This is a genomic window from Marinobacter bohaiensis (assembly GCF_003258515.1).
Classification (GTDB): domain Bacteria; phylum Pseudomonadota; class Gammaproteobacteria; order Pseudomonadales; family Oleiphilaceae; genus Marinobacter_A; species Marinobacter_A bohaiensis.
Genome location: NZ_QGEH01000002.1, coordinates 333,207 through 347,486, shown reverse-complemented (window position 1 = coordinate 347,486; position 14,280 = coordinate 333,207). Strand labels below are relative to the sequence as shown.

Below are 14,280 nucleotides of genomic sequence, written 5' to 3'. Positions count from 1 at the left end.
TTAACGGAAATGAACGGCACCTGCCCGCTCGGAGATCACATTTTGCGGCATCAGAGTTCGTGTCCGGCATGGAGGCTTGCGCTTCTGCTCCGGGCTGTTATTTTCGGCGCCTGCCTGCTGGTCCCGGCCCTGTCCCAGGCAGCACAAAGCGCCTGTCACCAGGCGCCCATCCGGGTGTCGCCGGGCACCGAGCACATCGACCTGGCCTCCTGTCTCTGGTACCTGGAGGACCCCGGGGCGCAGATGACTCTGTCCCTGGCGCGGCAGGCGGATCTGGACGGGGCGTTCCGCAGCCATGACGGCGGTATCCTCAACTTCGGTTACACCGAGTCCGCCTACTGGGCGCGGCTGGACCTGCAGGTGGACGGTGCCCGCCCCCTGCCGCGCATTCTCGAACTCAGCCTGCCGCTGGTGGATCATATTGCCCTGCACGTCTATCGCGACGGCCAGCTGGCCGAACAGCGCGAGCTGGGCTACACCGCCGACTGGAGCGACCGGGAGCTGTTGTTGCCCAACCCGGTGTTCAAGCTGGATCTGTATCCCGGTCAGTCCGTGCGTCTGTACCTGCGGGTCAAGACCGCCAACACCTTCCGCCTGCCGCTGGCCCTGTGGTCGCCGGACGCCTACATCGAGAAGGTCGCGGTGGACGAAACCATCCAGGGCATCTTCCTCGGCAGCATCCTGGCGATCCTGGCGTACAACCTGTTCGTCGCGGTGTCGGTGCGCGAGCGCAGCAACGTCTACTACGTGCTCTACCTGGTGTTCGCCGCCCTGTTCATCGCTACCGAGCAGGTACACGGCCTGCAGCTTTTCGACCAGCGGCCCTGGTTCCTGGACAAGGCCTACCTGCACTACCAGATCCTGCTGACCTGGTTCTTCGGGATTCAGATGGCGCGTGGATTGCTGGAATTGCCCCAGCGCTCGCCGGACCTGGACAAGACCATGCGCGTCTGCCTGACCGGTGTGGTGGTCACCTTCGTGCTGAGCCTGTTCATGCCCTACCACGTGGCCATGGAATGGACGGTGATAGGTTCCATCACCCTGTCGATCGTGATGATCCTGACCAGCTACTGGGCCTGGAAGCACTTCAACCCGGCGGCACGCACCTACTTCTTTGCCTGGACCTGCACCCTGGCCGGCGTGGGACTGTATGCGCTGACCGTCATGGGCTTTTTCCCGCTCAACTACCTGACCGGCCACGCCCCCCAGATCGGCCTGACCGCCCAGGTGATCCTGTTCTCCTTCGCCCTGGCCGACCGCATCAAACTGATCCAGGCCGACGCCCTGGACTGGAACCGGCGGGCGCTGTCCAACCTGACCCGCTATCAGTCCCTGTTCAACAACGCGGTGGAAGGGATTTTCCAGATGTCCCTGGAGCGCCGTTTCCTGACGGCCAACCCCGCCATGGCGGAGCTGCTGGGCTACGACGACCCGGAGCGCATGATCCGCCAGGTGCCGGACGTGCTGTCCGCCTGCTTTGCCGATCCCGGTCAGCGCCAGCAGGTGATCAGTCAGCTGCAGGAGCGCGGCGGCACTAAAGGCGTCGAGACCCGTTGTTTCACCCGACAGGGCGACGAACGCTGGCTCAACGTATCGCTCAACACCGTTTATGACGCCCACGGCGAGCCGGCGCACCTGGAAGGCACCTGCATCGACATCACCGAGCGCAAGCAGCGCGAGTCGATGGAGAAGGAGCGCGAGAACGAGCGCCTGGAGAAGGAACTGGCCCGCAACGCCGCCGAGGCCAAGAGCCAGTTCCTGGCCAACATGAGCCATGAGATCCGCACGCCCCTGGCGGCGATTATCGGCTACGGCGAGAACCTGCTGGATCCGCAGCTGGGGCCGGACGACAAACGCAACAGCGCCGAGACCGTGGTGCGCAGCGGCCGCCACCTGCTCGACCTGGTCAACGACATCCTCGACCATTCCAAGCTGGACGCCAACAAGCTCAACGTGGAGATCCTCACGGTCAACCTGCCGGAGCTGCTGGATGAGGTGCGCGCCTTCTTCGAGCCCCGGGCCCGGGAGAAAGGCCTCGGCTTCTCGATCCAGTGCGCGTTCCCGTTGCCGGAGCAGATCCGCACCGACCCCACGCGCCTGCGCCAGATCATCATCAACCTGTGCGGTAACGCCCTCAAGTTCACCGAAAGCGGCCACATCGTGCTGTCGGTGCGTTGCGAGCGCGAGCGGGAACAGCTGACGGTGCGGGTGGTGGACACCGGCATCGGCATGAAGCCGGAACAGGTCGAGCGGCTGTTCGATCCGTTTGCCCAGGGCAGTGCGGCGATCGCCCGCCAGTACGGCGGCACCGGCCTGGGGCTGAGCATCTCCCGGCGCCTCGCGCAGTTGCTGGGCGGTGAGATCGGGGTCAGCAGCGTCTACGGCGAGGGCAGCGAATTCGAGGTGACCATCGCCACCGGGTCGCTCGATGGCGTGCACCTGTTGCGGGACGCCTCCGAGCTGTCCCAGCGCCGGCGCATGCTGCCGATGATCACCGCGCCGCGCTTGCGTGGCCGCATCCTCTACGCCGAGGATAACGAGGTCAACCGCAAGCTGGTGGACCTGATGATCCGCCGCACCGGCGCCGAGCTGGTGCATGTGGGCAATGGCGCCGAGGCTCTGGAAGCCGCCACCCACGACCGTTTCGACCTGATCCTGATGGACATCCAGATGCCGGTGATGAACGGCCGCGACGCCACCGCCGCCCTGCGCGAGGCGGGGGTCAACACGCCGATCATCGCCCTGACCGCCAACGTCATGGCTGAGGACATCGAGGATTACCGGCGCGCCGGCTGCACCGGTCACCTGGCCAAGCCCATCGACAAGCGGCGGTTCTACGACCTGCTGGCGCGCTACCTGACCCTGGACGAGTGGCCGTCGCTGGCGGAAGTGCAGCACTACAGTGGCACCGTGCTGGTGGCGGAGGACAACGCCGATAACCGTCATCTGGTGGAGCGCCTGCTGGGTCGCTTCGGGGTGGATGTCCTGGCCGTCACCAACGGGCGCGACGCCGTGCAGAGCGCGCTGTCCCAGGCCGTCCACCTGGTGCTGATGGATCGTCACATGCCCGATCTGGATGGTCCTGCGGCGACGCGCATGCTGCGCCAGACCGGTTTCCGAAGGCCCATCATCGCCTTCACCGCCGGCGATCAGGTGGAAGTGGACGAGCTGGTCGAGGCCGGCTGTGATGGCGTGTTGACCAAACCCATCGACAGCGCCCACCTGGCGGCCTTGCTGGTGCGCTACCTGGCACCCCGGGACAACGCCGCGGCGGCGGAGGCCGAGGGTATCCAGGCGTTGGTGTCGCAGTTCCTCCAGGGGTTGCCGGAGCGCCTGGACATCATGGCCAGCGCCATCGCCGACGGCGACTGGACGAGTTGCCGACACCAGGCGCACCAGATCAAGGGGACGGCGGGGGCGATGGGTTACCCGCAGATGACCGATCAGGCCGGCGCCCTGGAGGCGGCCATTCGCTCCGGTGAAACCGACCGCGTGCCGGCGCTGTTTGATACACTCAGTGGTCTGATGCGGCAGGCTGTCGCGGCCCAGGCCAGTACGTCGGAATAGGCCCGGTACCTGGAACGGCCCGGTGCCGAGAAACAGACCCGGTACTTTGAAACCGGCATTGAGGCCGGCAACACCGGCCACCGCAGCAGACATAAGGGGAAGATGAGTCGTGGATCACAAGTCGCATAACGAGACACCGTCGCTGAACACCCTGTTCGGGACTTACGCCGACGTGCTGTTCGTCCTGTTTCCCTTCCTGGTGATTGTGATGCAGCGGATGTGGGATGGCGCCATCGCCGAGGTCCTGTTGCGCCCGGACCTGAGCATCGCCGCCGCCATCCTGGCGGGCCTGGCGATCGGCAAGTTTGTGCTGGGGCTGGTGATGAACCGGGACCTGGGGCGTCACAAGGAGCGCATCGTCTTCTTCATTGCCCTGACCCTGTTCCTGGTGATGGGCCCGGCGATTATCCTGATCCTCAGCATCGTCGGCGGTGGCAAGGTGCCCGGTTTCGTGGCGTTCCTGCAGCCGGTGTTACTGATCGTGGCCATCTCGCTCTACACCACCGCCATTTCCATCAGTAACCTGCTGGCGGGCGCCGAGGCGCCATCAAACCGAGCGGATGCGGTGCCGCCCGACGACGAGCGCGCCGCGCAACCCACCCCATTGGTGATTCCCCGGCGAACCTCCAACGAGTAGAACGGAACGCCGTGTTTCTGGAGAGGATGTGAGAATGGAAAACCTGCGAGTGCTGGTCGTCGAGGATGAGCCGACCATGCGAGCGTTACTCAAGGACATGTTGCACCAGGCCGGGGCGACCATGGTGGTGGAGTGCGAAGACGCCGCCTGCGCCGAGCGCCGGTTCCGGGAGGAGTCGTTCCACATCGTCATGCTCGACCTGGGACTGCCCGACCGAGACGGCCACGATCTGATGCGCGAATTCAAGGAGGCCATCGAGGATCAGCACATCGTGCTGGTGACAGCGGACGACTCCATCGACAGCATCCAGCGCGCCATCAGTGCCGGCGCCAACGGTTATGTGGTCAAGCCCTACTCGGTCGAGAAAATCCAGGATGTGGTCAATAACTACGTGATGGTTCACGGCGGGGAAGGAGACGCCCTGCGCGGGCTCAGCCGCCCTCACTGACGGCTGAGTACCCGTGGGCGCGCCGGGCTAGGCGACCTGACGCGCGATCCAGGAATTGTGTCTGGTGGCCAGGGCGCGCACGTAGCGGGCCTCGGCGTTGCCCATCGTGGCAATGACGCCGTTAAAGATCCAGCCGCGCTCGTACAGGCCCAGCACACTCTGCTCGCTGTCGAGGTTGACGCGTTGGTTGAGCTTCTTGCAGATGGCGTCGAGCAGCGGCAGCTTGTCCGGGCGGCGCAGCGGCCCGTTGTGGGGCGCCTTGTGTTGGGGGCCGGGGCGGTTGTGATGTCTTTTCATGGTGCTCTCCTTTTTGCTCTGTCCGCGTGCAAAAAATAAACCCCGATCAGGGTGACCGGGGTTTATAGAGAGACTCTCTGCCCGGTCGCCCAACGGCTTCCGGGTTTGGGGGAAGCCGTTAATCGATACGCATAACGAGGGAACGCAGGTGCGCCGGGCGCGAGTGCGCAACCGGACCTGCGGTCTTTCGGTTAATCTGTCGTACGGTGGCCGTCAAAACGGACTCCCATCCTCGTTTCAATGCGTCGGCAACGCTGTGTATCGCCGTTTGTGAGCCTGGCCTGCTGCGCTCCGTCCATAAAAAAACCCGGAACCTGTGACGCTTCCGGGTTTTCTGGCCGCCGGAAGATTCGCACCGCGAATCGCCCGACCGGGAATTCAGCGGTTATGCAGACTGGGCTCGTTTGTGGGCGATCACGTCAGCGTTGCTCTCGTCTGTGCGTTTGTTCGTCTGTCGATGCCGGCCCGATGCGTCGCCGTTGCGATGCGGGTCAGGGCCGATTCACTCCGGCTGTTTATCCAACTGCTTATCGGAATGTCCGTCGGGCTATCCACCCATCGGACTGTCTGCCGGAATGCCTTTCACTGTCAGTCTATCCGTTGCCGAAAACTTTGCAACAGGCGCGTTGCCGGTGAACAGCCGAAGACCCGGGAACCGGGCTCTGGCGTGGTTTGCGGCAATCCCCTACAGATCAAGGAACGTACAGGCGTCATAATTCCTGAGTCACGTGTTTACGTTGTGCATTTCATCTGCCCGCATAACCTACGATGGGTTGGCACGATGAATCTCTCCTTTTTTGCAAGCGCAGCCTGCGGGCTGTGCTTTTTTTTTGCCCGTCTTTTACCGGCGCCAGCCGCCTGCTTCGGCTAGTGCGTACAGGGATTTTCGTACAGCCCCGTTGCCCGTTCTTCGAGATAATTAGTTGCCTACTAAAATCGGTCACGTCCCGTGGCTGATTCATCCAACGACATCCGAATTGCGAGGTGAAACCGAAATCATCATGTCCGACGACACAACCACACGCTTGAACCTGAAAGCGCACATCGTCGTTGAAGCCATCCTGGTCCTGGCCCTGGCGGCCTATTTTATCCTGGCGGAAAGCCGCATCGTCGGCGCCGATATGGCCTTTACCGCCGTGGGTGCCGGGCTGATGGCTCTGGTGACCTTCTGGACGCTGAACACAGCGGGGGATGTGATCGAGTGGCTGGCCGCGCGGAGTGGATCCCGCCGGGCCTGATGGTCGTGCCTCAGGAGCGGGCTGCGCGGTAGACGTGTTCGCCGGTGACATTGCCGCCCACGACCCGGTGCCAGGTTTCCTGCAGGATCAGGGCGTCGTTGGCGGCGCGATGCACCGGCAGGCCCAGGGTCGCGATGACCTGCTGGCGTTCTTCCGACCAGCGCTGTACCTGTTGGGCGTCGAGGATCGAAGAGATGGATTCCAGCAGGAAGGTGGGCTGGATGCCGGCGGCACGGAACAGGCGGTGCAGCCAGAAGCTGTCGAACGTCCAGGCGTCGCAATAGACAACGTCGTCGAGCAGGGCGTTGAGCTCCTGTGCCACGTCCCGCACGTTGTAGCCTTCCTGGCACAGGGTGTCGCGGCTGATGCCGTGGATGGCCTCGGCGCTTTGCGACCAGTCCTGCCAGAGCACGTGGGGCGCGATCAGCCAGCTGTGCAGGGTTCCGTCCGGCAGACTCACGCCCACCTCGATCGGATAGCTCGCGATCAGGTCCAGGCTGGACGCTTCGAAGTCGATGAATGCCGGTATCTGGGGAACGTTCATACTGCCAGTATCTGTTTTGCTGTTGTCACCGGGCAACGCTGCGCATCCACAGCGATATGGCCCGGGCCCGTTCGTTCAATGAGTTTAACCGCCCCGCTCTCAGGACGCGAACCCATCCTGTATTGTCCCTGTTACAATTCGTCCATTCCCGCAGTTTGTTGAATGAGGATTTACCGCTATGTCCGAAAAAGTCGTGGTCATTTATTCCGGAGGCATGGACTCTTTTACCCTGCTGCATCGTGCCCGGGCGGCGGGCCATGAGGTCCACGCGCTCTCCTTCGACTACGGCCAGCGCCACGTGAAGGAACTCGACTGCGCCGCCGCGGTGTGCCGCGAGCTGGGTATACCCCACAAGATAGTCGATATGGCGCCGATGGCCGGACTTTTGTCGGGATCGTCCCTGACCGATGACGTGGCGGTGCCCGAAGGGCATTACGAGGAAGCCTCCATGAAATCCACCGTAGTGCCCAACCGCAACATGATCCTGCTGTCCCTGGCCACTGGCTACGCGGTGTCGGTCGGCGCCCAGGCGGTCTGGTATGGCGCCCACGGCGGCGACCACGCGATCTACCCCGACTGCCGTCCCGAGTTCGTGGAGAAGATGGACGCGGTGTGCCGCGTGGCCAACTACGAACCGGTGCGTATCGAGGCGCCCTACATGGCGCTGGACAAGGGCGAGATCCTGGCTGAGGGCCTGGCGATGGACCTGGACTACGGCCAGACCTGGACCTGCTACAACGGCCGTGAGGCCGCCTGCGGCAAGTGCGGCTCCTGCACTGAGCGTCTGGAAGCCTTCGCCGCCCACGGTTTGACCGATCCACTGAGCTACGAGGCGCAGGGCTGATGTACCGGGTCAAGGAAGCCTTCTACACGCTCCAGGGGGAAGGCGCACAGGCGGGCCGCGCAGCGGTGTTCTGCCGGTTCAGCAAGTGCAACCTGTGGACCGGCCGCGAGAAGGACCGGGCCACGGCCGTCTGCAATTTCTGCGATACCGATTTCGTCGGCACCGACGGCCAGAACGGCGGCCAGTTTGCCGACGCCGACGCGCTGGCCGACCACATCGCCGCCCTCTGGCCCCAGGACAGCGGCCGGCCCTACGTGGTCTGTACCGGCGGCGAACCGCTGCTGCAACTGGATGAGCCGCTGATCGCCGCGTTCCATGCGCGGGGCTTCGAGGTGGGCGTGGAGACCAACGGCACCCTGCCGGCGCCGGCGGGTATCGACTGGCTGTGCATGAGTCCCAAGGCCGACGCCAGGGTGGTGCTGGAACGCTGCAACGAACTCAAGCTGGTTTATCCACAGCCTTTGGCCCTGCCCGAGCGCTTCGAACACATCCAGGCGGACCACTTCTTCCTGTCGCCGATGGCCTCGCCCACTCTCCCGGAAGACGGTCCCGACCCGGTCAAGCAGAGCAATACCCGGCGTGCCACCGAGTACTGCCTGGCCCATCCGAAGTGGCGCCTGACGTTGCAGATGCACAAGATTGTGGGGATTGATTGAGGGCGTTGGCCCCGGGGTGGGCTCGGCAGGCCTCTGGCCTGCACCGAAGCTGAAGCGTCGGCTACAGGGGCGGGAAGCGCCGGAAATGTAGCGGACACTGTCGTTTCCGAGGCGTCCCGAGGGCGCCTGGGACGGCAGGCGGCGGCTAATCTCCCAGCAGATGGTCCAGCGGCTGGCTGTAGCTGGGCGCGAACACCTCCAGGAAATACTGCACTTCCGGCAGGTTGTCCGCCTGTAGCCGCTCCAGGATCTGCACCGCCGCCGGCTCGAATTCCTTGTTGCCGGCGTTGATCTCGGCCCGGCACTTGAGCCAGGCGGACAGACGGTCCGCCGCCTTGACCAGCGTTTTCACATCCGCGTCCCAGCGGGATTCCTTGATGTAGGTGGCGAAGTCGGCCCGCAGGCTCTCCGGCAGCAGGTCCAGTAGTTCGTCCTCGGCCTTGTGCTCGATCTCGCTGAAGGCTTCGCGCATGACCGGGGAGTGGTATTTCACCGGGGTGGGCATGTCGCCGGTGATCACCTCGGTGGCGTCGTGATAGAGCGCCGCGGCGGCCACGAGGTCGGCGTCGACATGGCCGTCGAAATGGCGGTTGCGGATCAGCGCCAGGGCGTGGGCCACGGTGGCCACCTCCCAGGAGTGGGTGGCCACGTTTTCCTCGATGGCGTTGCGCATCAGCCCCCAGCGCTTGATCCAGCGCAAGCGGGCGATGTACGCGAAGAAATGGCTCAGGCGTTGCGGCATGGCGTACTCCCCGGCGTTACCGGGCCTCCATGGAGAAGGGCACGATCACCCGGATGGCGTCCTCGCCCATGTCGGTTTGGGCGTCCTGGGACGGCGCCTGCAGGAACAGCTGGTCGTTGGGAATGCCGTATTCCTGGGACAGGCGCTGTTGCAGCAGGGTGCCGCGGGCCTTGGCCAGTCGCTCCAGGGCTTCCGGCGGCAGTTCGACGCTCTGGGTCAGCTCGCGGGTGAGGATGGCGACCCATTCCGGGCTGTTGTGGCGATCCTCGCCGGTCTCGCCGTGTTCCTGCTGCAGGGCGGTGAGCGCCGACTGGCCGTTATCGCTGGCGTACTCCGCCTCCAGCGCCTTGACCCGCTGCTCGCGCGGGGTGTCGGTGGTCAGGTTGAGGCGCCGGTTCATGCGCTCACTCTTGAGCGCCACGCCGTCCAGATCCGGGTCCACCGCGCCGCGCACGTTGAGCAGCAGCTCCGGCCGCTCGCTGAGCGCGTTGGCCAGCACTTCCAGCTTCTTGTCCTCGTCGGCGCCCAGGGTGGCTTCACCCGGAACGAACGCCACCTGCCCCAACTCGTCCCCGGACAGGCCGGCCAGTTCCGCCATCGAACCCAGCATGCTGAACGGTGACGTCGCGGCCTTGGCCAGCAGGTTGACGAAGGCGCGCATCACCACCTGACCGACGCGGAATTCCGGATCCTCCAGGTTGCCCTCGATGGGCAGGTTGATGTCGATGATGCCGTCGGTGTCGGTGAGCAGGGTCAGCCCCAGTTTGACCGGCGCCTGCACCGCGTCCTCGCTGTCCACCGACTGGCCCAGCGCCAACTGGTCCATAACGATGCGGTTCTCGGCCTTGATGCGCGGACCGGTGATGTCGTAGTTCAGGTCCATGCGCAGCTTGCCACTGTCCACCGCGTAGCCCACAAAACGGCCGAAGTAGGGGGACAACTCAGCCATGGCCATGTTGTCCAGCTTGAGCTCCAGGTGGCTGGTGTCTTCCTGGCCCAGGGTGCCGATGGAGCCGCTGACGTCGACCTGGCCGCGTTCCCCCAACTGGCCGCCGAGTTTGACGCTGCCCTGTTGCGGAGAAATGTTGCTCAGGCCCTCGATCAGCCCGTTCATCTCGCGCATGCGGGTGGTGAATACCGGCTCGACGGTGCGGTCCGCCAGGTCGAACTGGCCGTTTTCCAGCTGGATGCTGCCGACGCGGAAGATAAAGCCCTGCTCGTCGTCGCCCGAAGCGTCCGGCTCGCTGCGCTCGGCCTGGGCGTCATCGCCTTTCATCAGACCGTCGAGGTTGGTGCTGCCGTCCGCCTTGCGAATGATGTTGGCGTCCGGCCCGGTCAGGGTGATGGTGCCGATCTCCAGCCGCGCCGGCTCCAGATTGTATTCGATGGGGTTGAGCAGCAGCGACGACCAGCTCAGCAGCGGGTCGCCGTCACCGGCACGGGTGAGCGCCAGGTTCTGAACCTGGCCGTTGCCGCTGAACGTGCCGGTCAGCGGCGGGTCCTGGGCATCCAGGTCGAGGTTGCCTTCGGCCCGCAGGGTGCCGCCGGCGAAGGCCACATCGGCGGATTCCTGCACATAGGGCTGGAACGGCGCCAGGGCGATCTGGTCCAGCGACAGCACTGTCTCCAGGGTGAACGGCACCGGTGTGGTCTGGCCTCGTGCCTCGACGCTTCCGCCGTCGTTGAGGGTCATCGTGGCCTCATAGGGCACGGGCTCCTCCAGCGCCTGGGTCAGCGGGCCCATCTGGATGTCGATGTTGCCGGCTTGCAGGTTGGCGGGCGTGGCCAGGGCGTTGTCCTGCCACCGGATGCTGCTGTTCTGCAGGTGCACCTGATCGATACGCCAACGGAAAGGCGTCGTGTCCGTGTCGCCGGAGGCTGTTGCGGCTTCGGCTTCGGACGTCGCGTCGTCCGCGCCGGCGAACGGCTTGAGCAGGTTGATGGCGCCGTCGGCGTCGCGCTGGATGTCGCCCTGGAGACCGTCCAGGTCCACGGCGCCGACCGTCAGTGAACGGTCGGCCAGGTTGAAGCCGATATCGCTGACCTTGAGGGTCTTGAGGGTGGCAAAGGGTGCTTCGGCGTCGGGCAGGCTGGTGCTGATGTCGCGGATCTGCAGCTCGCCGTTGCTGGTCACCAGCGCGAACTCGCCGGCGCTGGAGACGGCGTAGTCCGTGCTCAGCGACAGCTCGCCTTCGTTGACAAGATACGGGGCGTACGGCGAAGCAAAGTGCCAGAGGGTGGAATGGGCGATGTTGTTCAGCTCAAGGCGGCCGTTGGAGTGAAACGGCATCACGCCAATATTGCCGGTCCACTGGATCTGCTGGTCGTTGATGGCGGCGGTCAGGTTGTAGTCGCTGGCATCGCCCTCGCTGTTGTAGGTCGCGAGATCGTTCAGGCTCAGGTCGAGCGGGGTGATGTCGAAGGTTTCCTCGCGGCCCTGGCTGTAGTCGCGGAAGCGGATGTGGCCGTCCACCAACTGGATTTCGCCGAAATAGAGTCGGGGCGGCTCGCCGGCGTCGTCGGTTGGCGCTTCTTCGGCCGCGGTGTCGGTGTGGTGCTCGCTCCAGTCGCGCGCCAGGTTGACGCCGTAGTCCTTGAGCAGATCGACCCGCACGAACGGGGACTCGAGCCGGATGGACTCGAACGCCACGGTGCCGGTCACCAGCTGCCAGACGGTCAGGTTGACGTGGATGTGCTGGGCGGCGACGACTTTCTCGCCCTGGCCGTCCTCGGCATCCAGGCCCTCCACGTCCAGCGTCATGGTCAGCGGGTTGAAGTCCACGTCGCTGACCTGGCCCTGCCAGCCGAGCTGCGAGGCCAGTTGCTCGGGAATGGTCTTTTGCAGCCACCAGGGCAGGCCTATGAACCCGGCCAGCAGGTACAACAGCACCACGAGGGCCAGCCAGAAGGACACCCATTTATAAACCGGCTTGCGCGCCTGGGATTCGGCCACAGTCAGACTCCTTGTCGATCAACCAGCAGGAACAGCGAAATTCGTGAAATCAAAGGCAGTATAGAAGGATAATGCCTTGGCCTGATGGCTGTCATGGCCGGCGGCTTGTCGGAGGGCAATTGGCGGGGCGTCAAACGGGCAATGAAAAACGGCCGGGGCACGACGCGTGCCCCGGCGTGGGCCTTACTCGGCCGCGGCGCGGGCTTCTTCCAGCCAGCCGTTGTAAATGTCCTGGTGGCTTTTGATCCAGGCTTTGGTGTGGGCCATGATGTCGTCCTGGCTGTCTTCGCCGTCACGGATCTTCATGTTCTCCGCGCTGACGTCGTTGACCGAGACTTTCATGATCTCAAACAGCTTGGCGGCCGCCGGGTTTTCCGCAGCCCAGTCCTTGTTGGCCACGATCCGCTCGCTGTTGATCTCGAAGCCGTAGTTCTTGCCGTTGGGCAGCTCCGTGTCGGTGCCGTTCGGGTTGGAGGAGTATGGGACTTCCAGCCAGACCACGTCCTTGCCCGGCACCAGCACGCCGGAAACCCAGTACGGGGTCCAGGTGTAGTAGAAGATCGGGTCGCCGTTCTCGTAACGGGTGATGGTGTCGGAGATGATCGCCGCGTACTGGCCCTGCTTGTGGGTCACGGTGTCGCGCAGCTCGAAGGCATCCAGCTGGTGCTCAATCACGCCTTCACAGCCCCAGCCCGCCTGGCAGCCGGTCAGGTCCGCCTTGCCATCGCCGTCGGTGTCGAAGATCTTGGCGATTTCCGGGTCCTTGAAGGCTTCCAGGTTGTCGATGCCGTATTCCTCGGCGGTTTTCTTGTCGATCAGGTAGCCCTGGGCGGCGCCGCTGATGTAGTGGCCTTCGCGGTAGAACGCATCGTCACCACCGGCGTTCTTGTACATGGTGTTGTGCAGGGGATACCAGTTCACCGCCATGTAGGTGGCGTCGCCGTTGGCGATGGAGGTGTAACCGGCGCTGTAGTCCACTTCCTGGATCGGCTGGACGTCGTAGCCCAGGTCACGCAGGGCTTCGTTGACCAGCATGGTCTGGAAGGTTTCCTCGGCGATCGGGCTTTGCAGCGCCTGGACGGTGACGCCCTCCCCGGGCATCTCCTGGGCCTGCGCCGCCATTACCACGCCGCCTGCCAGCAGCGCGCCTGTCAGCGTTTGCTTGATAGTCATGTCGTGCTTCCTCCTGCTCTCTGCTTTCTTCTCGTGTTATGGATGAAATCAGGCTTCTCTCTTGCTCTTGACCAGTCCATGGACCAGTCCCACGGGACCGGATTCGTACCAGTGGCGGGTCCCCCTTTCCCGGGAGTCGCGACCCAGTGCCTGGGTCATGCGATCGAGGATGATGGCCAGGATCACGATGCCGATGCCGCCGACGGTGGCCAGGCCGATGTCGAGGCGACCGATGCCGCGCAGCACCATCAGGCCCAGGCCGGGCACGGCGATCATGGAGGCGATAACGACCATCGACAGGGCCAGCATCAGCGTCTGGTTCACGCCCGCCATGATGGTGGGCATGGCCAGCGGCAGTTGGACCTTGAACAGCAGCTGGCGCGGGCTGGCGCCGAACGAGCGCGAGGCTTCCACCAGATCGGACGGCACCTGGCGGATGCCCAGGTTGGTCAGGCGAATGACCGGCGCCACCGCGAAGATGATGGTGACGATGACGCCCGGCACGTTGCCGATGCCGAACAGCATGACGATCGGCACCAGGTAGACGAAGGCCGGCGTGGTCTGCATGGCGTCCAGCACCGGGCGCACGACGCTGGTGATCCGATCGCTCTTGGCCATCCAGATGCCGGTGGGAATGCCGATGATCATGCAGAACAGCACGGAGGTGATTACCAGCGACAGGGTGGTCATCGCCTCGTTCCAGGCGCCGATGGCGCCCATGGCGGTCATCCCGATAATCGCGGCGATGCCCAGGCGGATGCCCGCCAGTTGCCAGGCCAGCAGGCCGAACAGGATGATCATGATCACCGGCGGCACGCTGAGCAGGGTGGCGTCGAAGAAGCTCAGGGCGAAATCCACCGGCTGCTTGACCAACTGGAAGAAGATCCGGAAGTTGTCGACGATCCAGTCGATGCCGTGTTCCACGCCGCTCTGGATGTCGAACCACTCGGTTTTGAAGGGATCGCTCAAGGTGTTGTGGACGGCGTCCACCTGGTCCGCGCCGCTGAGCCAGTCGCCGCCGTTGGTGGCGCCTTCGCCCTCGCCGCCGGCGCTGCCCCAGGGGTTGCCGGCACCGCCGCCCGCGCCCTGTTGTTCCGAGGCGTCGGCCCAGGGATTGTTATCGCCGGAGGCGTCGTAGGGGACCTGGTCCCCATTCTGTGTGTTGTTTTCTTCTGCCATGT

12 protein-coding genes are annotated in these 14,280 nt (G+C 64.4%); 6 read left to right on the top strand and 6 right to left on the bottom strand.

All coding sequences use genetic code 11. The annotated features are described in order from the left end of the window. Nucleotides 1-174 precede the first annotated feature (174 nt). The 3 genes from DKK67_RS14260 to DKK67_RS14250 all read left to right on the top strand — a co-directional run bounded on the left by DKK67_RS14260 (nucleotide 175) and on the right by DKK67_RS14250 (nucleotide 4,652). Nucleotides 175-3,567, top strand: a complete 3,393-nt coding sequence (locus DKK67_RS14260; protein WP_407657845.1) for a 7TM diverse intracellular signaling domain-containing protein — start codon at nucleotides 175-177, stop codon at nucleotides 3,565-3,567. Between the two features lie 208 nt (nucleotides 3,568-3,775). Beyond that, a complete protein-coding gene (locus DKK67_RS14255) occupies nucleotides 3,776-4,204 on the top strand; it encodes a hypothetical protein (RefSeq protein ID WP_228276920.1) in 429 nt (142 codons plus the stop codon). 34 nt (nucleotides 4,205-4,238) lie between these two features. Continuing rightward, a complete protein-coding gene (locus DKK67_RS14250) occupies nucleotides 4,239-4,652 on the top strand; it encodes a response regulator (protein ID WP_111497159.1) in 414 nt (137 codons plus the stop codon). Between the two features lie 27 nt (nucleotides 4,653-4,679). Here DKK67_RS14250 and DKK67_RS14245 read toward each other — a convergent pair whose 3' ends face one another. Next, nucleotides 4,680-4,949: a hypothetical protein gene (locus DKK67_RS14245; RefSeq protein ID WP_111497158.1), complete on the bottom strand. Its 270-nt coding sequence runs from the start codon at nucleotides 4,947-4,949 to the stop codon at nucleotides 4,680-4,682. Nucleotides 4,950-5,950: 1,001 nt separating this feature from the next. Here DKK67_RS14245 and DKK67_RS14240 point away from each other — a divergent pair. After that, the gene (locus tag DKK67_RS14240; RefSeq protein ID WP_162628844.1) at nucleotides 5,951-6,187 is read left to right on the top strand and encodes a hypothetical protein; all 237 of its coding nucleotides are present in this window, start codon (nucleotides 5,951-5,953) and stop codon (nucleotides 6,185-6,187) included. Nucleotides 6,188-6,197: 10 nt separating this feature from the next. Here DKK67_RS14240 and DKK67_RS14235 read toward each other — a convergent pair whose 3' ends face one another. Continuing rightward, nucleotides 6,198-6,731, bottom strand: coding sequence for a 3'-5' exonuclease (locus DKK67_RS14235; protein WP_111497156.1), 534 nt, complete (start codon nucleotides 6,729-6,731; stop codon nucleotides 6,198-6,200). A 178-nt stretch (nucleotides 6,732-6,909) separates the two neighbouring features. Here DKK67_RS14235 and queC point away from each other — a divergent pair, with 178 nt between their 5' ends. Both queC and queE read left to right on the top strand, forming a co-directional pair. Continuing rightward, entirely contained in the window at nucleotides 6,910-7,575 is a 666-nt protein-coding gene (gene queC, locus DKK67_RS14230; RefSeq protein WP_111497155.1) for a 7-cyano-7-deazaguanine synthase QueC, read from the top strand. Continuing rightward, nucleotides 7,575-8,231 (top strand): 7-carboxy-7-deazaguanine synthase, encoded by a 657-nt coding sequence (gene queE, locus DKK67_RS14225; protein ID WP_111497154.1) that lies wholly within the window; start codon nucleotides 7,575-7,577, stop codon nucleotides 8,229-8,231. Before queC ends, queE begins: the two co-directional genes overlap by 1 nt. 145 nt (nucleotides 8,232-8,376) lie before the next feature. On the opposite strand, the gene yfbR is transcribed toward queE, so the two are convergent. The 4 genes from yfbR to proW form a co-directional block, all read right to left on the bottom strand. After that, entirely contained in the window at nucleotides 8,377-8,973 is a 597-nt protein-coding gene (yfbR, locus tag DKK67_RS14220) for a 5'-deoxynucleotidase (protein ID WP_111497153.1), read from the bottom strand. Nucleotides 8,974-8,989: 16 nt separating this feature from the next. Further along, nucleotides 8,990-11,926 (bottom strand): DUF748 domain-containing protein, encoded by a 2,937-nt coding sequence (locus tag DKK67_RS14215; RefSeq protein WP_111497152.1) that lies wholly within the window; start codon nucleotides 11,924-11,926, stop codon nucleotides 8,990-8,992. A gap of 183 nt (nucleotides 11,927-12,109) precedes the next feature. Then, a complete protein-coding gene (gene proX / locus DKK67_RS14210) occupies nucleotides 12,110-13,099 on the bottom strand; it encodes a glycine betaine/L-proline ABC transporter substrate-binding protein ProX (RefSeq protein ID WP_111497151.1) in 990 nt (329 codons plus the stop codon). 48 nt (nucleotides 13,100-13,147) lie between these two features. Next, entirely contained in the window at nucleotides 13,148-14,278 is a 1,131-nt protein-coding gene (gene proW / locus DKK67_RS14205; RefSeq protein WP_111497150.1) for a glycine betaine/L-proline ABC transporter permease ProW, read from the bottom strand. Nucleotides 14,279-14,280: the final 2 nt, after the last annotated feature.